Below are 19,593 nucleotides of genomic sequence, written 5' to 3'. Positions count from 1 at the left end.
TTATTCGCTGTCACTTTCTTGTGATTTGTCTTGAGGAGAATTGGAATCAGTTGTAGGTAACACTACTTGTTCACCAGGTTGTAAACCAGATGTCACCTCTACTTCAGTTAACCCCTCTATACCTAAAGTGATATTTTTCTTGTGAGTTTTGCCTTGTTTATCCTGTACTAAAACATATAGCTTTTCTTCAGAGCGCTGAATTGCTTCTGTATTTAAAACCACTACATTTTGACGCTGTTGTAAAACAATTTCGACGTTTACTTGGCTACCAAGAATCAACTTGCGAGAAGGTTTATTTAGTCGCACTTTTGCGGATACTGTTGCCTGTCCAGGTTGCCCTGATTGTTGGTTGTTTTGATTTTCGCTCCCAGAAGATGCGGTTGCAACGGGAGATAAACTCTGTACTCGTCCCTCGAACGACTGAGGATTAGGACCGATAATACTAATGCTAGCTAATTGATTGACGCGGACTTTAGCGGCATTTAGAGTAGAAAGTTGAAGTGATACAAGTTCTTGGGTAGGGTCGCCGATAGTAAGCATGTTGGTACGTAGCTGAACTCCTTCGCCGTCTTTGATTTTAATATCGAGAACCTCACCATCAATAGGGGCACTCAGAACATTATTCTGGAGTTGCTGCTGAATTTTTTGTAACTCCAATTGAAGCCGTTCAAGTTCACGGGTTTCAGTATTAACTGCTAACTGAGCTTCCCGTAAAGCAGATTCAGCTTCCATGATTTTGCTTTGCATTTGCTGTTGGGTATTTTGCAGTTCAATTTGAAGGTTTTGCAGTTCAAATGTATCGCTATTAACAGTTAACTGAGCCGCGCGTACAGCAGATTTTGCACGGCGAAGTTGTTCATCTTGGGTGCGGAGTTCATTTTTGGGAATAAAGCCTTTTTTATCCAGAGCTTCAAGTTCCTGAAATTTCCTTTCCTCGTCTTTAAGTTCTTCTTCAACTTCAATAACTTTTTGGCGATTACCTTTTAAGGTCAGTCGCTGTTTCTGAATTTGTAATTGTTTATTAGTGTTATTCTCCTTTTTAGCTACTTCTAACTTTTTCTGTGCTTCAGCTACTTTCTGACGGTTATTTGCCAGGGTAAGTTGCTGTTTTTGAATTAGCAACTGCTGGTTAGCGAGAATAGTTTGACGTTCGGGGTTTCGCAAAATAATTAATGGTTGCTTGGCTTTGACTCTATCTCCAAGTTTCACTAATACTTGTTCAACGGCGCCTTCTGATGGAGATTTAAGGGTTTGCTGACCACGCAGTTCAAGGATACCACTCTCATTAATTGTAGTTTCAATGTTGCCGCGTTCTACAGTAACAACAGGCGCCACTGACTCAGTTGGTCGTTTTTGATGGACATAAACTAGCCAGCTTCCAGCGCAAGTTGTAGCCAAAACTCCCGACCAGGTTAGCCATCTAATGAGTGTCTTGAGTTTCTTTGTACGCTTGGACATAGACGTAGCTTATAGATTGGTCGGTGGTGCAAGATGTAAGTTACGCGAGCAAAAAAAATATATATAATTTAACTTATGACAGTGGCGCCTGTTCGGCTATTAGGATAGGTCAAAAGTTGTATATATATCTTGAGAATTGGCGTTAAGGTAAGGTCGTTGTAAGTCAATTCCCAGTAAAAAAAAATGTTTGTGGATACAATTCATTCGATAATCTATTGATTCATTGCCTTGTTGTCGAGCTTCTAGCAACGCATTGGCAATTATTTGGCAACGATTTGTACCAAAGCTTTCTGAGTCAGCAAATTTAGAATTTGGCTCTTCTGCTATACTAAGCCCTGGCGCCAGCAATTTTGTGAACAGAGGTATATCCTTACGAAAATGAAACTGGTTTTCTATATAAATATTCTTAAGTACTTGTAGAACTGTTTTATAGTCGCCGCGCTCAAAGTATAATACTCCAGAGTCGTAGCGTTTGTAGTCAGAAGGGTCATATAGTACTTTAAATGTGAAAGGAATTTTAGTTTCATTTAGTTGCCGTGTAAGGCTTTCCATAACGATGACCGCACCTTCGGGACTTAAATTAAAGTAAATTCTTACTGTTTGAGGATAAGTATTCGCACCAGCATTGCTAACTGCCACATAAAATCCATTTTGAACTAAATTCCGAGGCATCCGGATGGAAACTAAATCGCCGATATTAGCGCATTGTTCACTTAGTTGTAGATGTTGTTGGCGGTCGATATGCAAAGTTAAACCACCCCTTTTTACGGCAAGACTACCATCACTTTCCTGACACAGTACCAACCAACCAGGTTCAAAATAACCTTCACCGCTATTACTTGTATGTAGACGCTTATAAAACTCTAGGTTGATTCCCAAAAAAGTATTGTTTTCTTGGTTTTGACCAAATGCTAGGTTTGTTGCACTTCCGCCTACTTGCATAGAACCGTTGTAATAGATACCGTAAATAAAACTTTGCAGTTGTAAACTCAAATACTTATTTTGAAGTTCTAAAGGTATTCGCTGAAAACGGGTTACTACCTCAGCAGGAAGTTCAAAGGGTTCATAAGCTGGGTGACTAATACAGAAATTGGAGTTAATCTTAACATTGCTAGCGATATCTTTAAAAGACTCCAGCACTCGATTTAACACAGAAGTTTGCGGTTGACTTTGAGGAAAATCCAATAATTGCATAATATTAGGGTGCGACTAAAAACTAGTTAAGTAAGAGAATCATTGAGGTGAGTGAGTTCAAATTCTGCCACACCAAAAATAGTTGGGATTGATTCTTCTGGACGGCACAATAAACTCTTGGCAATTTGAAGCATACAAATACCTGTATTGCCAAATGATTTTTGGTACTGGAGCATTGCCTGAATTTGTTGAATTAAAGCAAAGCCAGAAAACTGCACAACTCGTTTCAAAAAATTAGGACGACGCTCGATCATTTCTGGAAAGTTATTGAAATAAGCTTTAGCAAGGGCAGCAATAGACGGTTGGAGTATGTTAAGCGGTATCATAGCTAGGCGTAAAGATTCCTCGATATCAATAGATTTATTAACAACCAAGCTATCGAGCCAAATTTGTAGATAGCTAGCAATCAACATCCCTAAATCAAATGCAGGGTCTCCCCAGGCGCCGCGTTCCCAATCAATCAGCCGAATAATACTATTAATTGGTTGCTCTTTTTTAGAGATAGCTTGCTCCCAATCATGATGTAAAAGGATGTTGTTAAGCTTGAGGTCGTTGTGGGTTAGACAACAAGGTTTGAAGGCAGTATTGAGTTCTGCAATTGCTTTTCCCAGACTATCATAGCGCTGATAGAGAGCAAAGAATTTCAAACCATCAGCAGGAACCAGCCCAAAAACTTCTGGACTAATTCGTTCTATTCCATGAATAAAGCTAGTAACTTTGTCAATGGTTACATCCTCAAGATTTTGAGATAAAAAGTTTTGAAATTCCTGACAATCTAAAGTGTCACGATGGATTGTAGCTAAAGCTTTTCCAATTGAAGCTGCAATTGTGGTTGGGTAAGCATTCTTCTTTACATAAAAATCAGTGACATCGCCATAGTCATTGAGATAGTTGAAGATAATAATTGAATGATTTGCATTAAAATGAAGCATTTCAGAGATTAATGGGCGAATGTGGGAAAGTTGAGAAGTTTTGACAATAAATTCTTGAATTTGCCATTCACCTAAAAATTCGCCGACAGTTTTTCCTTCTTGGTTGTAACGTTCCTGCTTGACAAGTAATTTACGCCCATCTTGTAAAGTCAGTAACAAATTAAAATTTTTGGCATCTTTAAATTCAACTTTGTTCAAATCTTGCTCTTCTTGAGTGCAAATTTTTTCTGCGAGTAAATAATCAAAAACGTTTTTTGAACTTAAAAAAAGTGTCATTTTTCTGCTTAATTATAAATTTGGCTTAGGCGAGCATCCCAATTTTGTACATAGCCTAGAGGCTTATTACACATTTGGAATGCTCTCATTTCAGGTTATTTTTTGCGTAGACGTTCCACCAAGCGACCAGCACCACCAATTGCTCCTGCTATGCCTATAGCACATTGCTGTGAGGAACGAGCAGCAGCATATCCGACTCTAATAGCAGTTACAATGCAAAGAGGGGAAGTTAGTCCACCATTGACACTAACTAGTTCGCTGTCACCCAGTTCATTCATGTAGCTTTCGGAATCTGAAAAAAGTTCGGCGCCAGTCGGACGCAAATTGGAAATTTTGATAGTAGCCATTGTTTTCCTCTTAGATGAAATTTTTTTGAATTAGATTAGCTATAAATAACGTGCTACTTGAGGTACTAGTTAGAAACTAACAATCCTAGAAACGATAGCAGACGTAATTTAATTACTATTGTGTAAATTTAAAATAATAAAATCAAGGTTTTAAAGTTTATTGTTTATGCATAATTAAAGATGTTTTGTTTTAATTCTTTAAATTGTAGGATTTACGATATTGTCACAACCATAAGTCGGTGCGTGACGCTATAAGTCTTATAACTACGTTGAAATGTTTCTGTAGCGTCACGCACCCTACGTTTTTTATGTGCCACTTGCTCCCGTATTCGCACGCCATGCATTATGAAGTTGGAGGTTATAGGCGGTATTGCAACGGCACATCAGCGGAACTACAGTTGTGACAGTTTTCTCAAGGTTTTTTATGAAATATTGTAAAGCTTTGTAACAGATTGCAGAATATCAGGTGTTTTGAGTCCGAAAGAGAGGCATATATTACCCAAAGAAATTGGGGTATTAGATTGAAAGCTTTGTAGGAGGGATTTTTTATGGAAAATCTTAGCTTGTACTTAACGCCTTTTCAAAGAAAACTTTTGCTAAAAAACCTGGAAACTAATTTGCGCGCGGAATATCGTCAGCGCATAGAGATTATATTGTTTGCTGATGCGGGGAAATCACAGGCGGAAATTTGTAAAGCTTTAGGTTGCTGTCCAGAAACCGCGCGTTATTGGATTGTGATTGCACAAACAGGAAAGGCACATCTATGGGATGACCGTCGTATCGGGCGCCCAAAAACTGTGAATGATTCTTATCTTATGCGTTTAAAGGAACTGGTGAGTCATAGTCCGCGCGAGTATGGTTATCCATTTGGACGTTGGACAGCGCAATGGTTAGCAAAGCATTTGGTAAAAGAAATTGGAGTTCAAGTTAGTAGTTGCCATATTAATCGTCTGCTTAAAGAAATGGGTCTTTCGACTCGACCAAGGAAAGATAAAGTTGAAGAAAATCAACATATCCATTTGCAAAGGATTAAAATTGAGGATTTACCACTGCAACGGATGCAACGGATGTAGCGGATGGTTGTTTTGTTCTTGTGGAAGGTGCTGTGATACGTTTTTTTAATAAGGTCATGAAATCTACGAAATTTGTTTTGGATTTAGAAAATATCAGTCAACAGCTAGCTCATATGTTTGGAGTGGAGACGCGATATATCTCGTCTCTACATGAAAAAATTCAAATCGTTGAGCCGCCAGTAGGAAAACAATTCTGGCAGGCAGAAGATGGGGCAGTTGGCATTTACTTGGTTCTTGCTGGCAAAGTCAGATTATTCGATAAAGCTGACAATTTAATCGTTACTCTGTCTGAAGGTGAGTCATTTGGTGAAGTAACTTTATTTTCAGATAAGCATTTTCAAGCGTACTCTGCTAAAGCTTCATTAAATTTAAAACTTTGTTACCTCAATGGTGATTTGTTAAAGCCTTTACTCAAACAACATCCTAATGTCAAAAATCATTTACATCATCAAGCAATTCAAAAAGATTTATTGATAGTTCAATTTCACCAGTCGGGCGCCGTACCAACCAAAAATAAAAAAACAGAGGAATTTTCAAATTCTAAGTCGGAAGTTGCAATTCGCCAATCTGTTGATGTGCAGAGCAAAATCCCCAATCCCAAATCTAAAATTAATCAGGCTTATTTTCCTAGCCCCACTTTACAAGTAAGCCATTGGTGGCAAAAAGTTATTCGTCGCTATCCTTTGTTTGAGCAGCAAAGTGCTGCTGATTGCGGCGCCGCTTGTTTGGTAATGATAGGTCGTTATTGGGGTAAGGATTTTAGTATAAATCATCTGCGTTCTATTGCCGAGTTTGACCGCAATGGTATATCGCTAAGAAATTTGGCTTTCTCGGCAGAGAGTGTTGGGTTTGCCACTCGACCTGTAAAAGCTAGTCTCGATAAATTGGGAACGCACAACTTACCTGCAATTGCTCACTGGGAGGGGAAGCATTATATTGTAGTTTATGAAGTGGCGCCTAAGTACGTTGTGATTGCAGACCCAGCAATTGGTCAACGTGTTCTTACCAATGAAGAATTTCAAGCTGGATGGACTGGGTACGCTTTATTACTAACACCTACTGTTGTACTGAAAGACGTTGATGAGAAAAATCAGCCACTATGGGTATTTCTAAAACTCTTAAGACCTCATAAAATTGTATTGATTGAGGTATTATTTGCTTCTGTTTTACTTCAGATTTTTGGGTTAGTTACACCGCTATTTACTCAGTTAATTTTAGACCGAGTTGTAGTTCAGCGGAGTGAGTTAACCTTGACTGCTATCGGACTAGGATTATTAATTTTTGGAGTAATGCAAATTGCTTTAACTGCACTAAGAGAATACCTGTTAGACCATACTGCAAATCGAGTTGATTTAGCGCTGATTGTTGGTTTTATTAATCATACTTTTCGATTACCTCTCTCTTACTTTGAGTCACGATACGTAGGAGATATTATTTCGCGCGTTCAAGAAAATCAAAAAATCCAAAAGTTTTTTACAGACCAAGCACTATCTATATTTATGGATATGCTTACAGTATTTGTATATTTGGGATTAATGTTTTGGTACAGTTGGAGACTAACACTACTAACTTTAATAATTTTACCACCATATATATTACTAGCATTGTGTGCTACCCCTTTTCTGCGACGTGTTTCACGAAAAATATTTGCTACTTCTAATGAAGAGACTGGATATTTAATTCAATCTTTAACAGGAATTAGCACTATCAAATCGATGGCTATTGAGCAAACAGTACGTTGGAAATGGGAAGAATTGTTTGGGAAGTCAATCAAAGCTAGTTTTTCTGGGCAACTAATTGGAAACGTAATCCAAAGTATTAGCTCATCTATTGAAATGTTGGCTACTATCGGATTATTATGGTTAGGAGCATGGCAGGTAATTCACAATGAACTGACTATTGGGCAGTTAGTCGCTTTTAATATGTTGCTTGGTAATGTCATCAACCCTTTCCAAAGAATAACAAGGTTATGGGATGAATTGCAGGAGGTAATTATTGCAATTGAGCGAATCAATGATGTAATTGAAGCTAAACCAGAAGAAGATTTACAATCTAGTAATCTTAACTTTCTACCTCCAATTAACGGTCATGTTTGTTTCAAAAACGTTACATTTCGTTATCAAAAAGATGCTGATGCCAACATTCTGGAAAACATTAACTTTGAAGTACAACCAGGTCAGATTGTAGCATTAGTAGGGCGTAGTGGCTCTGGGAAAACAACACTAGCCAAGTTACTTCTAGGACTTTATTTACCTACCGATGGAAAAATACTTATTGATGGCGCCGATATTAGTACTGTTTCTGTACGTTCGCTGCGACAACAAATAGGTGTAGTTGACCAAGATACATTTATGTTTGGTGGTACTATCCACGAGAACATTAGTATTGCTTACCCAGAAGCTCCGCTAGAAGAAATTATTGAAGTAAGTCAACTAGCAGGCGCCCATCAATTTATCAACTCACTACCAATGGGTTACGAAACTCAAATTGGTGAAGGTGGTGGAATGCTTTCTGGTGGACAAAGACAGCGTATTGCCATCGCGCGTGCATTATTAGGAAATCCCCAATTATTGGTTTTAGACGAAGCGACAAGCAGTCTTGACACAGAGTCAGAACGAATAATTCAAAATAACCTCAGCAAAATCCTTAAAGGAAGAACAACCCTAATAATTGCCCATCGTCTCTCAACAGTACGCAACGCTGACCTAATTTTAGTACTAGACAAAGGCTTACTAGTTGAAAGCGGAAATCACAATCAATTAATGGCTAAACGTGGTCTGTACTTCTACCTCAACCAACAACAAGTTCCAAATTAATCTATCATGCAAGAACCCCTAAATCAAAATCGTCAAGTAAAACCTTCTAAATCTGTAATTGATGAATGGTCTACTGTCACCAAGGAAATAATTGATGCTTTACCGCTTGTTTGGACGCGCGGACTGGTTTATTTTCTTATAGTATTTGCAGCAACAGTTTTACCTTGGGCAATGCTATCTAAAGTTGACGAGACAGGTAGTGCAAGAGGAAGACTTGAGCCTCAAGGTAAAGTTTTGAAATTAGATGCACCAGTATCTGGAACGGTTACAGCTATTAATATTAAAGAAGGTCAAATTGTAACCAAAGGGCAAATTTTACTCAAACTAGACTCAGAATTAGCGCGCGCTGAACTACAACAAGCTCAGGCAAAGCTTGAGGGTTTGCATAATCGTATTAATCAAATTGAATTACTAAAAAACCAATTGCAAGCGTCGAGTCGTACTCAGCAACTACAAAATCAAGCTCAAGATTCTGAGCAACTCGCTCAACTTAACCAAATTCAACAACGAGTCAACTCTAGTAAAAAAGTACACATCCTTGAAAAAGGGCGTCTATCTGTCGCAGAAAACGATGTTAAGCGTCATAAATTTTTGTGGAAACAAGGCGCCATTTCCAAGAGTAAATTAGAAGAAGTACAAGGTGTTATGTTAGAACGCAAACGATTAAGCGAGCAAGCTCTGTCAGATATCGAACAAGCGACTACCGAAATTGGCAAACAAAAAAGCACTAATCAACGCAATAATCGTACAGGTGAACTAGCAATTTTAGAAACTCAAAAACAGTTTAAAGAACTACAATCTCAGCATGTAGATGTGCAATCAGAAATTGCTCAAACGAAAAAACAAATTTTCTCCTTACAAGTGCAAATGCAGCAGCGAACACTATTCGCTCCTACTGATGGCACGATTTTTCAATTAAGTGTAAACCATGCTGGAGCAGTTCTACAACCAGGACAAACAGTTGCTCAAGTGGCGCCAAAAGGAGTACCAATTATATTTAGAGCCGAAATGCCCAGTACTGAAAGTGGCTTTTTGCGTATAGGAATGCCAGTCAAACTAAAATTTGATGCCTATCCATTTCAAGAATATGGAGTACTAGAAGGTAATTTAAGCTGGATTTCACCGGACTCGAAAATTGTAGAAGCCCCTCAAGGAAAGCAAGAAAATTATGAATTAGAAATTACGCTGAAACAAACTTATATTCAAAACCAAAATAAACGTGTTTATTTAACACCAGGTCAAACAGCAACTGCTGAAGTAATTGTCAGACAGCGACGCATAATTGATTTTCTGCTAGACCCATTTAAAAAGCTGCAAAAAGATGGATTAAAGCTTTAATTTAATGTTGGATTTCTTTATGTTGGGTTCCGCAAAGCCTCCACCCAACCTACGATTTTATTTTATAGGAGTTGTATCATGTTGGAATCTCTTAATATATCTAATGATGAGTTACTTTATCAAATGAAGTTATCTTGTCAAGTGAGCATTATTGTCGAGGAAATAATCACTCGCAAGATTATTACACATGCAGCACAAGAAGCAGGTATTAAAATAGAAGCAGAGGAATTACAAAAAGCAGCAGATAACTTGCGCCTAATCAATAATCTTTCTAGCGCTGATAAAACTTGGCTATGGTTAGAAAAAAATCATCTATCTTTAGATGAGTTTGAGGAATTAGTTTATCACAATGTTCTGACATCAAAATTAACAGAACATTTATTCGCAGACCAGGTTCAACAATTTTTTATCGAACATCAGTTTGATTACACACAAGTCGTTATGTATGAAGTCATACTTGATGATAAAGATTTAGCGATGGAACTTTTTTATGCTGTCAGCGAAGAAGATATAAGTTTTCCTGAAATTGCTCACCAATATATTCAAGATACAGAAGCTCGTCGCTATGGTGGATACAAAGGTATACAAAGTCGCAACGATTTAAAACCAGAAATTTCTGCTGCTGTATTCGGCGCCACTCCACCGCAAATTATTAAGCCAGTTATAACTTCAGAAGGTGTACATTTAATTTTTGTTGAAGAAATAATTACACCGCAATTAGATGAAACACTATATGCAAAAATTCTCTTTGAGTTATTTGATAATTGGTTAAAACAAAGAATTGAGGAATTTGAATCCTACCGTTAAAATGGGAAGCTTCCGTAGTATTAGTCTGCTTCCATTCTAAAAGGCAAAGCATGACTTTAGCCACGTTTCAACAAAAAAATAACGTGACTAATGTCATGCCTATCAAATTGCCGAAATACCCCGTTATATTGGACGTGCTGTCGCACATCTAGCTTCTGACCCTTGAATCGCTGGCAGGTTTGGAGAGGGGTTTATGTATATTTTTAGACTTTTTTTAACAGTGCTTACCTGTTCTATTATTTAAATCATCTCAGAAAATTGCTGTATCTGTCTACTACCATAAGTTAGATGTAACATATTGAAATATTATGTTACAGTGTGAAGGCTAAAATTTTTCCGTCTTCGTAATTGAGCAGGTGAATAATTCCCAAGGTAAATAAATCTGAGTAATTGGCTACTTCAACAAATAATTGTCCATATTAGGCATGTTGCTTTTGTGCCTTCACATAAGCTAATGGTGCGTTTGTGCTTTTATTCTCTACGAAAAAATACGTAATATGAAAGTCATACAATCAACAACCTTCCAAGCGCTTCACCGCAGTGTAGTTGTGGTGATGCAAGCTGCTCCACGGGAGCTACGTTATGTGACAATTTTGACCTTATTTGCAGGAGCAATACCAAGTATTGTTGTTTGGTTGAACAAGTTGATCATTGATGATATTACTAAGATTCTCAGCACACAGACAGTAGAAAATCCCGTCGATCTAGTTACTTCTCACTATTCTTTACTTTATAGCATAGCAATTTTACTACTGCTGAATTTATTTGCTGATTCTGTGGGAACTATTACGAGTTTTTTCTTCGCCACTTTGGCAGATAGAGTTCAGGGTTTTGTTGAACTGAAAGTACTAGATAAAATTGCCAATTTTCAGGACATTGCTTTATTTGAATCACCTGATTTACTCAACATAGTTCAGTTAACAGAAAAAGGTGTTCTGCGACTTAAAGAGCTTTCTTTTCGACTAGTTCAGACATTACAGGGCTTTTTTATTTTTGTTCCTGCTGTATTGCTTTCTGCTTCCCTTGCTTGGTGGGTGCCGTTTATTTTATTTAGCTGTGCAACTCCTGCTCTGTATGTAGATATGAAATATCGCAAACTCAGTTGGAGAGCCGAAGAAACCCAAGCTCCTATCGCGCGTGAAATGAATTTATACAAGATGATGCTAAGTGGGGAGGCTTACGCTAAAGAGTTGCGTTTATTTCATCTCCAAAGCTTACTGTTAGAGCGGTGGAAAGGGCTTTTTCAAACTATGTTTAAAGGAATGGAAAAAATTCGCCGTCGTGGAAGTCAAGAAATTTTTGCTTGGTCATTACTTAGTGGTTTGGGTATCGCTTTACCTTATGTATATATAGTTTTTGGAGTATTAGCTAAAAAAAATACTCTTGGAGATTTGGCTTTATATAGCGGCGTAATTTTACAAGTACAGCGTAGTTTAATGTTCCTTATTTTTGGTGGTGGAGAATTATATGATGTTTCTCTAGCCACTACCCCCATTTTCCAACTTTTAGAGTTAAAACCAAGATTATCTCCACAAACAAAAAATTTTCTAACCCCTATTCCCCATTCTCCACTTCTCTCGGAAGGAATTCAAATTCAAAACTTATCTTTCAGCTACCCAAATAGCGAACGCCAAATTTTACGCGACATTAATTTGACGATTAAACCAAACGAGATGATAGTGCTGGTGGGTGAAAACGGCACCGGAAAGACAACTTTAGCGAAATTATTATGTCGTTTATACGACCCCAGCGCAGGTAACATTATTTGGAATAATCAGGATTTAAGAGACTTTAGCATCGAAGAACTACGCAAACGCATCGCCGTTGTCATGCAAGATTATGCTCGCTTTCCTACCACTGTTCGAGAAAATATTGGCTTTGGCTATCTTCCAGATATACAAAATCATGCTGCTATCACCGAAGCTATAGCTGAAACAGGGATGACGAAGGTAATTGATAAATTAGAAAATGGTCTAGAAACTCTTTTAGGTAAACAACTTGAAGGTGGGGTTGACTTATCAGGGGGACAATGGCAACGCTTATCTATTGCTCGTGCTTTGCTGCGATTATCTCACGCTGAATTAGTTATACTTGATGAACCAACAGCGAACTTAGACCCAAAAACGGAAAATGAAATTTACGAAATTTTCCGCACTTTAGCGAAAGGGAGAATTGCGGTAATAGTTAGCCATCGTCTTGCTTTAGCAAAACTCGCCGACCGAATAGTTGTTTTAGAACACGGTCAAATTATTGAGATGGGAACTCATGATGAATTAATGAGATTAGAGGGACAGTATCATTTGATGTTTACTCGTCAAGCTAGCAGCTATAAGTAGGAGTAATGGCAATACTGCTCGGTTAAGCTTTTTTCGGCATCATAAACAACAATATTATAAGGGTTTCAGCCTACGTTATCCCCTTAACCGAGCAGTATTGGAATCGTCCTCATATTGAGTTAAAACGCAGTGGTACTCCAGATGAAGTTGCTTTCTCGGTGATGTCCAGCGATATTGGTTGGTAGAGACGCGATTGAACCCTTGTCTCTAGATAGTGTCAATAATGTAAACAAAGAAAAATGGTTCATCAAGATACAGAACTTAGAAGGAAAAGGTATTTTACGCTTAGTTCACAAATTGCTCAATTGGATAATGCACAATTGTGTTCTCTGTTGGAGAATAATGAGTCAAATGAGTCAAGTACAGGTTGGGGTCAAAATCAGGCTATAGTTTTTGGACAATCTAAAGTCTTTGTAAAACGTATTCCGGTTACAAACCTTGAATATAACAACCTATTCTCTACCAAAAACTTCTATAACCTGCCGACATCGTATAATTATGGTTTTGGTTCCACTGGTTTTGGAGTCTTCCGTGAGCTTATTACTTGTATCAAAACAACTCACTGGGTGTTAGAAGAGGCAATTGCTACCTTTCCACTAATGTACCATTATCGGATTATTCCTTTTTTTGGGCGCCGTGCGAATAGTGTAAATATGGAACAATGGGGTAATAATACTAACGTTAAAAACTATGTGTTAGATAGAGCAAATGCTAACTATGAGTTGGTTATCTTTCTAGAATACATACCATATCTTCTGGATAAATGGCTACAAAAAAATCCTAGTAAACTTCAAAAAGCCCTAGATGATTTATGCACGACGATTGACTTTTTGAGGAAATCAGGAATTATTCACTTCGACGCGCATTTTCAAAATATTCTCACCGATGGTGAGCAAATATATTTGACAGATTTTGGTTTGGTACTTGATAAAAGTTTTGCCTTAACGAATGAAGAAGAGTCTTTCTTTGAGCAAAATACATTTTATGACTATGGAGAAGTTCTGCGGAATGTTGGGCATCTGATTTGGGCACCTTATAATTCATGTTCGGAAGACGATAAACGCAGGATAATACAAAAATATGGCATTAAAGAAAGCTTAAAATATTATGAACTGCGCTCTATATTACTCGACAACATCGAACAAATACATGTTGATGGAGTTGTAAAGTTAGATGAATACTATGTTGCAACTATTGTCAAATACCGCAGCATTATAACCCTGATGCAAAACTTCTTTGCCCAGATGTGGGGTAATAAACTCAAAGATACGAAACTTCCTCATGTAGAATTAAGGCGCCTGCTCAAAGAAACGGGTTTTCTTTCTGGTAATGTCTTCCAGGGTGGATAGTTGAGAACACAGAGAGAAGAGGAATGAATCACAAAGGCACAAAAAACACAAAGAATGAATAATTAGTTAATTATGCCCTTTGGTAGTGGCGCCGTCTTACCATCAATTTGTATAATTAAAATCTATATTATTGTTGTAAGCTAACGGGCAAATCACACTCACACAAATATGGCGATTTCTAACAATCATGCTGACTTCCTTTAGCCTTAGTTTGTCTATGACACATTTGTTAGAATTGCCGCAAAGGATGAAATTTGACCAGCAACTTTGGGTAATCATTTAAAATGACTGTGTGTATAGCAAATTACTCCGAATCCAAAGCGCAAAGTGACTGCCTAGCCATCTCCTTGTATTCATCCAAGCCCGACTTCAGGGCAAATTCTGCAATTGCGATTGGATAAGAAGCAGTTAGTTCAATTACATGCTCTGCCATCTTTGCCCAAACGTGCCCACCAGCTAATTCGTATGCCAAGATCAGTTTATCAAGAGCATCTTTACCGAACGTGTGGTAGTGGGCAACAAAATCAATTGCTCGGTCAGTGACAGCTGCTTCAGTCCAGTCAATAAAGCCGATAACCTGTGCCTGTGCATTAATAAAAATATGCCCAGCATGTAAATCACCATGAGTTAACGCTGTATTGGACGGCCAAAGCACATCACTTTCGAGCCAATTTTGCCAGCGGTTCCATAACTTTTCACCAATGGTATACTCGCACTTTACTGTATCCATTCTCCGCTTCATCCCCGCGCGCACGTCCTCGATGGTTTCAACCGGAAGACCAACTGCACGCGCTTTCTCGATACTGACTTGATGAAGAGAAACCAAGCCCCTAGCCAACGATTCATGGAATTGATTAGGCACGTTGGTTTCATCAATTTCCCAAATATAAGCTTTTGCTTCGGAATCAATTGTGCCAGCAGGTACGCCATTTAATGCTTTATAAGCAATAAGTTCATCCGTAGAAACGAACCATCGCGGTACTTCCACAGTTAGAAGGGGAGCAATTAGCGTAAGCGTGCGTTTTTCCTTATCTACCAATGGCAGAACATCTTCCCGTCTAGGAAAACGTAAAATCCAGCGTTCTCCTTCACAAGAAGTCGCCAACACGACTTCAAAATCAAGCCCCGATTTATTGAATTTTAGGGAATCTGGTTGTATCCTCAAACCGTGTTTATGGGCTAACTCAAGTACTTCTTGCTGTGTTTTTGTATTTTCGCTCATATATTTGATTATCACACCTTTTTTCATTTTATACTACATTTGTAACATAATATATATCGAATCTAATGTTCGTTCAATGTCAATAATTAGCTTAATCGTTGCAGAATCATTGTCTCTCTTAGGAAATCAAATCGCTGCTGTTGCAATTCCTATACTAGTATTACAATATACTCATTCTCCCTTGATTACTGGAATTGCCAGTGTTGGCAACATCATCCCGATAGTATTGGCTGCTATTGTAGGTGGACGCGCGATTGATAGATTCGGCGCCTGGAATACCAGCGTCACAGCAGATATATTAAGTTTTTTTTCTGTTCTTGCCTTGCCATTGGCTTTTATTTACTTTGATGAAGTTTCCACATTATTGATTTTTCTATTGGTATTCTTAGGAGCGTTGTTTGACCCAACAGGAACATCAGCTAGACAAACATTAGTACCAAGTTTGGCTTCTTTATCGGGTAAATCATTACAAAAAATCAACTCATGGCGAGGAGGACTTGAAAATGGGGCTGATTTTCTTGGCCCTATTATTGGTGTTGGTTTGATTAGTGCAACTGGAATCATCAATACGTTTTTCATTAATGCTGCTACTTTTTTAGTCTGTGCGGGTATATTTTTGATTGCAATACCAAGACGAGTTCAAGTATCAAGAGGCGCCGAAGATGCTGCACTATCGGGTATAAAGTTTATCTTGAAGCACCCTGAAATTAGACCTTTAACAATTGTTGGTATGGTTGCAAATTTTGTTATCCTGCCATTTTTGAGCCTACTTCTACCTGTGTTGGCGACGAGTAAGTTTGGTAGCAATACATTACTTGGCATTAGCTTATCAGTATTTGGATTGGCGGCAACAATTGGTGCAACATCTTTCTCACTGCTTTCCAATAGATTTTCACGTTCAGCACTTTATTATGGTGGGTTACTTTTAACAGGAGGTTCTATTATGCTTGGCGCCTTTGCCACTAATCAGTACCAAGTCATATTATCCACAGGTTTAGCTGGCTTATTATTGGGAGCGGGTAATCCTTTGTCCCAAACAATTTTGCTTGAAGAAACACCAGAAATAATAGCAGGAAAAGTTTTTACATCATTTAATGCTATTCACTTTATTGGTGGTCCTTTTGGTTTGTTACTGGCTGGGGTTATGACCGAGTTATTGAATGTTGAACAGGTGATTATACAGTTCGGTTGCTTGCTAATAGCATTAGCCATTTTTGGTTGGTATCGTTTGCCGTTATTAACACCGAAGGATTGAAAGCCTGCACCTATTTATAGCAAAGTCTTTGTCAAGAAGCCCGATTTCTAGACAGGCGTGCATTCCGGTGAGGTAGGAGACCCTGCCTGCGACTTAAAATATATATATCAGCCCTAAGACTGATGTATAATCATTGCCTCCTAATACATACTACAAGGCTGATGCTGCCCAATTTTTTTCGATATTTTTGACCGAATTAAATTTTTGTGTGTTACATTGTAATATAGAATTTTTTAGTCTCTAGGCAAGATGCTGGTTTCAACCTTATTTTCCTTCAAACTGGGCTAAAAACTTTTAAACCAACCCATATGCGCGGACATCGAGCAGATGGTTTGCTGATTGTCTTCGTGGTGGATGACATCGATAGCGAATATAGTCGATTACAAAAAGAAGGGGCGCCAATTATAACGCCAATTCAAACCGAACTTTGGGGCGAAAGGTTTTTTCAGGTTAAAGACCCAAACGGTATAATCATTCAACTTGTTCAATGGATTAGCGCTTCTTCCTGATGCAGCAGGTTTGTCACATGTTTTACGCGATGATATTTCTGAAATTTGCATTATCTTTACAGCCGAAAAATTCAGTATGCGTTTTGAGCATGGATACTCCCCGTCTCCGAGAATTTTATCGGCAAGTTGGCGCCAGAGAAATTTCATTGATGTCATACGAAGGACAATTATTGTTTGGAAAAGTTATATTGAATGAAATATTACATAACATGAAAACACCAAGATTTACTGAGTCGATAAATAAGATGCGTTAGCTTTGTGTTTATAGTTGGTAATTAAAGTTATATCAGTGTTTACTATAGTAGCTAGCTTATTTTAGCGTTCTATAAGCTTTCGGTGTCATGCCTGCGAGTTGCCGAAACTGTTTACTCAAGTGGCTGTGACTATTAAAACCACATAAAAAAGCTATTTCCATAATCGAGTGATTATTTTGTTTCAATAATTGCTTCGCGCGTTCCACCCGTTGTTGAAGCAAATATTGATAGGGAGTTGTGCCAAGAGATTGTTTGAATAAATGGCTAAAATGAAATTGACTGATACCCAATAGACCTGCTAAATCAATAAGCTTGATATCTTTATGTAGATGTTCGTGGATATAATCTAAGATTTGTAATAGTTGCCGTTCAGATAATCCACCTTCAAAAATGGGAATCTGCGGTTTGGTGGTAGCGTATTGTCTAATTAAGTGTACTGCTAAAACGTTTGCTAAGGAATCAATGTAGAGCTTGCTGCCTGAATTGCCCTGTTGAAGTTCAGTTAGCAGCATCATGCCAATTGCCTCAATCTGTGGATCACGAATCCGAAATTCTGACTGTAATTCTAAGTTATCGGGGTTAATTGCTAGAGCTTCAAGGGCGACAGTTTGAATAAACCCAGATGCAATCCGAATTTGTAAATAGTGATCTTCTCCATCCCAGCGCCCGAAAAAAGGTACTTTGGCTGGTGTAATAGAAATGTCCCCTTTGCCGTATAGCCCTGTATAGGTTTTATCACCCTGAATTTGCATTAAGCGAACTGGACGAGGGGCAAGCGACAGACAAATTGTATGCTCCGAACTGTAGCTACAATTTCCTTCTCCTTTCTGATGTTGAAATTTCTCAACTACAATATTCTCCCAGCCTTGCGATTCGCTAGATAAGCAGGGTAAGCAATCCTTAAGAGTTGGGCGGGTAGCAGAACTTTTCATACAGGCAAACTTAATTGCGTTTAATCCTAATTATATTCACTTGTGTGATTACTTACCAAAAAGTCTTAAAGTTGGCGATTTTAATTTATAATTATAGTTGTTTTTGCGGCTAAACTATGTTAAGTAATAATACGAGAATTGGCATTATTGGTGCTGGCGCCGCAGGACTTAGTGCAGCTTTAGCTCTCAGAAAAAAAGGGTATAAAAATATTACCTTACTAGAAAAAGAAACATACGCAGGCGGCAAATGTCACACTTTTTACTATCAAGGTCGTAATTTTGAGCTTGGTGCAGTAGTTATTCCTTATTGTTCTCAAAAAACTCTTGATATTATTAACTACTTAGGATTAAAGGTGGCGCCTCTTACTAAAGACAGAGCTTTTTTTAATAGTAGTGGAGAGCAGATAGAACTAATTAGTAAATTAGAAACAATAAAATTTTTATGGCAAGTATTTGTGAAGTTACCATATTTACAGTTCAAGTATATAAAAATCTTTAAACCAGGCTTTAAAAATATCAATAATGAGCTAATTAAATCTTTTGAGTGCTTTTGTAAACAGAATAAGTTAGAGTTATTTGAAAAATTTTCCAATTCAGTTTGTGCTGCTTATGGATATGGATATTTTGATAAGGTGTCAACAGCATATTATTTAAAATTTCTTAAACTTCCTCTTGTACTATCAGTAATAACACAAACTGGTTTTATATTTTTAGATGGGTCTGCTAATGTTTAGAAAAAAATGGCAGAACAATTTGATGTTCGCTATCAACAGCAAATAAATAATATAAAAAGGAATGAAACAATACAAGTTGAAACTCAAACAGAAGTTTTGGAATTCGACAAACTTATTCTAGCTTGTCCTCTAGACAATTCTTTAAATTTTTTAGATACTACACTTGATGAGGAGGAATTATTTTCTAAAATTAAGTATAATAAATATTGGACTTTTGCTTTAATTATGGAGAATATGCCTAAAAGAAGTATAGGGTATTTGCCTAGTAATTTTTATTCCGACAAACAGGGTCATATAATGTGTTGGTATCGCAGGTATCCAGATATAAATCTCTATGATTTTTATGTGATTGCAAATGATAGGCAAGAAGAACAAGATATTGAAAAAATCATGGTAGAAGATTTAAATAAAATAGGAGCAACAATAAAAGAAAAATATGTTTCTGCTGAATGGAAGTATTTTCCTCATGTAGATATTGTAGATATAGAAAATAAATTTTACGAGCGGTTAGAAAATTTGCAAGGAATAAAGAACACCTATTTTGTAGGTGAACTGTTGAATTTTTCTTACATCGAAGCAGTAATTGAATATTCTTACGATTTAGTTAAAAGGTTTTTTTAATGATTTAACCGTAATTCAAAGGCGCCATAGTCACAAAAAGATTTTACCTAGTAGCTGGAAACTTGACCGCAAGAATTTGATAGTTTCACAGGAATTAGATAGCACAGTCGCGAGTGGCTTCTGTAACCTGAAATTGTGAT

General features: G+C 37.6%; 17 protein-coding genes. 11 read left to right on the top strand and 6 right to left on the bottom strand.

What is annotated here, in order from left to right; genetic code table 11:
• The 4 genes from DSM106972_RS03580 to DSM106972_RS03565 form a co-directional block, all read right to left on the bottom strand.
• Window positions 1-1,458 (bottom strand): efflux RND transporter periplasmic adaptor subunit, encoded by a 1,458-nt coding sequence (locus DSM106972_RS03580; RefSeq protein ID WP_127078870.1) that lies wholly within the window; start codon window positions 1,456-1,458, stop codon window positions 1-3.
• Between the two features lie 99 nt (window positions 1,459-1,557).
• Entirely contained in the window at window positions 1,558-2,652 is a 1,095-nt protein-coding gene (locus DSM106972_RS03575) for a T3SS effector HopA1 family protein (RefSeq protein ID WP_127078868.1), read from the bottom strand.
• Between the two features lie 26 nt (window positions 2,653-2,678).
• Entirely contained in the window at window positions 2,679-3,860 is a 1,182-nt protein-coding gene (locus DSM106972_RS03570) for an aminoglycoside phosphotransferase family protein (RefSeq protein ID WP_127078866.1), read from the bottom strand.
• Between the two features lie 95 nt (window positions 3,861-3,955).
• Window positions 3,956-4,207, bottom strand: a complete 252-nt coding sequence (locus tag DSM106972_RS03565; RefSeq protein ID WP_127078864.1) for a hypothetical protein — start codon at window positions 4,205-4,207, stop codon at window positions 3,956-3,958.
• Window positions 4,208-4,755: 548 nt separating this feature from the next.
• On the opposite strand from DSM106972_RS03565, the gene DSM106972_RS03560 reads away from it, so the two are divergent.
• From DSM106972_RS03560 to DSM106972_RS03535, 6 genes are all read left to right on the top strand, one after another.
• Window positions 4,756-5,280 carry a helix-turn-helix domain-containing protein gene (locus DSM106972_RS03560; protein WP_127078862.1) on the top strand — a complete coding sequence of 175 codons (525 nt, stop codon included), beginning with the start codon at window positions 4,756-4,758 and terminating at the stop codon, window positions 5,278-5,280.
• Window positions 5,281-5,336: 56 nt separating this feature from the next.
• Window positions 5,337-8,096 carry a peptidase domain-containing ABC transporter gene (locus DSM106972_RS03555; protein ID WP_233787766.1) on the top strand — a complete coding sequence of 920 codons (2,760 nt, stop codon included), beginning with the start codon at window positions 5,337-5,339 and terminating at the stop codon, window positions 8,094-8,096.
• Between the two features lie 6 nt (window positions 8,097-8,102).
• A complete protein-coding gene (locus tag DSM106972_RS03550; RefSeq protein ID WP_127078858.1) occupies window positions 8,103-9,434 on the top strand; it encodes a beta-barrel domain-containing protein in 1,332 nt (443 codons plus the stop codon).
• A 78-nt stretch (window positions 9,435-9,512) separates the two neighbouring features.
• On the top strand, window positions 9,513-10,241 hold the full coding sequence (locus DSM106972_RS03545) for a peptidylprolyl isomerase (RefSeq protein ID WP_127078856.1): 729 nt from the start codon (window positions 9,513-9,515) through the stop codon (window positions 10,239-10,241).
• 497 nt (window positions 10,242-10,738) lie between these two features.
• On the top strand, window positions 10,739-12,577 hold the full coding sequence (locus tag DSM106972_RS03540) for an ABC transporter ATP-binding protein (RefSeq protein WP_127078854.1): 1,839 nt from the start codon (window positions 10,739-10,741) through the stop codon (window positions 12,575-12,577).
• Between the two features lie 239 nt (window positions 12,578-12,816).
• Window positions 12,817-13,926 carry a protein kinase family protein gene (locus tag DSM106972_RS03535; protein WP_127078852.1) on the top strand — a complete coding sequence of 370 codons (1,110 nt, stop codon included), beginning with the start codon at window positions 12,817-12,819 and terminating at the stop codon, window positions 13,924-13,926.
• Window positions 13,927-14,230: 304 nt separating this feature from the next.
• Here DSM106972_RS03535 and DSM106972_RS03530 read toward each other — a convergent pair whose 3' ends face one another.
• On the bottom strand, window positions 14,231-15,148 hold the full coding sequence (locus DSM106972_RS03530) for a macrolide 2'-phosphotransferase (protein WP_127079143.1): 918 nt from the start codon (window positions 15,146-15,148) through the stop codon (window positions 14,231-14,233).
• A 76-nt stretch (window positions 15,149-15,224) separates the two neighbouring features.
• On the opposite strand from DSM106972_RS03530, the gene DSM106972_RS03525 reads away from it, so the two are divergent.
• The 3 genes from DSM106972_RS03525 (at window position 15,225) to DSM106972_RS51140 (ending at window position 17,166) form a co-directional block, all read left to right on the top strand.
• Window positions 15,225-16,403, top strand: a complete 1,179-nt coding sequence (locus DSM106972_RS03525; RefSeq protein WP_127078850.1) for an MFS transporter — start codon at window positions 15,225-15,227, stop codon at window positions 16,401-16,403.
• Window positions 16,404-16,711: 308 nt separating this feature from the next.
• The gene (locus DSM106972_RS03520; RefSeq protein ID WP_233787768.1) at window positions 16,712-16,912 is read left to right on the top strand and encodes a VOC family protein; all 201 of its coding nucleotides are present in this window, start codon (window positions 16,712-16,714) and stop codon (window positions 16,910-16,912) included.
• A gap of 17 nt (window positions 16,913-16,929) precedes the next feature.
• Window positions 16,930-17,166 carry a hypothetical protein gene (locus tag DSM106972_RS51140; RefSeq protein WP_127078848.1) on the top strand — a complete coding sequence of 79 codons (237 nt, stop codon included), beginning with the start codon at window positions 16,930-16,932 and terminating at the stop codon, window positions 17,164-17,166.
• Window positions 17,167-17,222: 56 nt separating this feature from the next.
• Here DSM106972_RS51140 and DSM106972_RS03510 read toward each other — a convergent pair whose 3' ends face one another.
• The gene (locus DSM106972_RS03510) at window positions 17,223-18,098 is read right to left on the bottom strand and encodes a helix-turn-helix domain-containing protein (RefSeq protein WP_127078846.1); all 876 of its coding nucleotides are present in this window, start codon (window positions 18,096-18,098) and stop codon (window positions 17,223-17,225) included.
• A 116-nt stretch (window positions 18,099-18,214) separates the two neighbouring features.
• Here DSM106972_RS03510 and DSM106972_RS53095 point away from each other — a divergent pair, with 116 nt between their 5' ends.
• Window positions 18,215-18,832 carry an FAD-dependent oxidoreductase gene (locus tag DSM106972_RS53095; RefSeq protein WP_233787769.1) on the top strand — a complete coding sequence of 206 codons (618 nt, stop codon included), beginning with the start codon at window positions 18,215-18,217 and terminating at the stop codon, window positions 18,830-18,832.
• 6 nt (window positions 18,833-18,838) lie between these two features.
• Window positions 18,839-19,453: a hypothetical protein gene (locus DSM106972_RS53090; RefSeq protein ID WP_233787770.1), complete on the top strand. Its 615-nt coding sequence runs from the start codon at window positions 18,839-18,841 to the stop codon at window positions 19,451-19,453.
• The last annotated feature ends 140 nt before the right edge of the window (window positions 19,454-19,593 follow it).

The sequence above is a fragment of the Dulcicalothrix desertica PCC 7102 genome, assembly GCF_003991905.1.
GTDB lineage: Bacteria > Cyanobacteriota > Cyanobacteriia > Cyanobacteriales > Nostocaceae > Dulcicalothrix > Dulcicalothrix desertica.
The sequence above is the reverse complement of the archived record's forward strand: the minus strand, read 5'-3'. Positions and strand labels throughout refer to the sequence as shown.

Bases quoted from the DNA above. Each gene is read 5' to 3' on its own strand.
- DSM106972_RS03580 (WP_127078870.1), bottom strand. From the start codon at position 1,458: ATGTCCAAGCGTACAAAGAAACTCAAGACACTCATTAGATGGCTAACC.
- DSM106972_RS03575 (WP_127078868.1), bottom strand. From the start codon at position 2,652: ATGCAATTATTGGATTTTCCTCAAAGTCAACCGCAAACTTCTGTGTTA.
- DSM106972_RS03570 (WP_127078866.1), bottom strand. From the start codon at position 3,860: ATGACACTTTTTTTAAGTTCAAAAAACGTTTTTGATTATTTACTCGCA.
- DSM106972_RS03565 (WP_127078864.1), bottom strand. From the start codon at position 4,207: ATGGCTACTATCAAAATTTCCAATTTGCGTCCGACTGGCGCCGAACTT.
- DSM106972_RS03560 (WP_127078862.1), top strand. From the start codon at position 4,756: ATGGAAAATCTTAGCTTGTACTTAACGCCTTTTCAAAGAAAACTTTTG.
- DSM106972_RS03555 (WP_233787766.1), top strand. From the start codon at position 5,337: ATGAAATCTACGAAATTTGTTTTGGATTTAGAAAATATCAGTCAACAG.
- DSM106972_RS03550 (WP_127078858.1), top strand. From the start codon at position 8,103: ATGCAAGAACCCCTAAATCAAAATCGTCAAGTAAAACCTTCTAAATCT.
- DSM106972_RS03545 (WP_127078856.1), top strand. From the start codon at position 9,513: ATGTTGGAATCTCTTAATATATCTAATGATGAGTTACTTTATCAAATG.
- DSM106972_RS03540 (WP_127078854.1), top strand. From the start codon at position 10,739: ATGAAAGTCATACAATCAACAACCTTCCAAGCGCTTCACCGCAGTGTA.
- DSM106972_RS03535 (WP_127078852.1), top strand. From the start codon at position 12,817: ATGGTTCATCAAGATACAGAACTTAGAAGGAAAAGGTATTTTACGCTT.
- DSM106972_RS03530 (WP_127079143.1), bottom strand. From the start codon at position 15,148: ATGAGCGAAAATACAAAAACACAGCAAGAAGTACTTGAGTTAGCCCAT.
- DSM106972_RS03525 (WP_127078850.1), top strand. From the start codon at position 15,225: ATGTCAATAATTAGCTTAATCGTTGCAGAATCATTGTCTCTCTTAGGA.
- DSM106972_RS03520 (WP_233787768.1), top strand. From the start codon at position 16,712: ATGCGCGGACATCGAGCAGATGGTTTGCTGATTGTCTTCGTGGTGGAT.
- DSM106972_RS51140 (WP_127078848.1), top strand. From the start codon at position 16,930: ATGTTTTACGCGATGATATTTCTGAAATTTGCATTATCTTTACAGCCG.
- DSM106972_RS03510 (WP_127078846.1), bottom strand. From the start codon at position 18,098: ATGAAAAGTTCTGCTACCCGCCCAACTCTTAAGGATTGCTTACCCTGC.
- DSM106972_RS53095 (WP_233787769.1), top strand. From the start codon at position 18,215: ATGTTAAGTAATAATACGAGAATTGGCATTATTGGTGCTGGCGCCGCA.
- DSM106972_RS53090 (WP_233787770.1), top strand. From the start codon at position 18,839: ATGGCAGAACAATTTGATGTTCGCTATCAACAGCAAATAAATAATATA.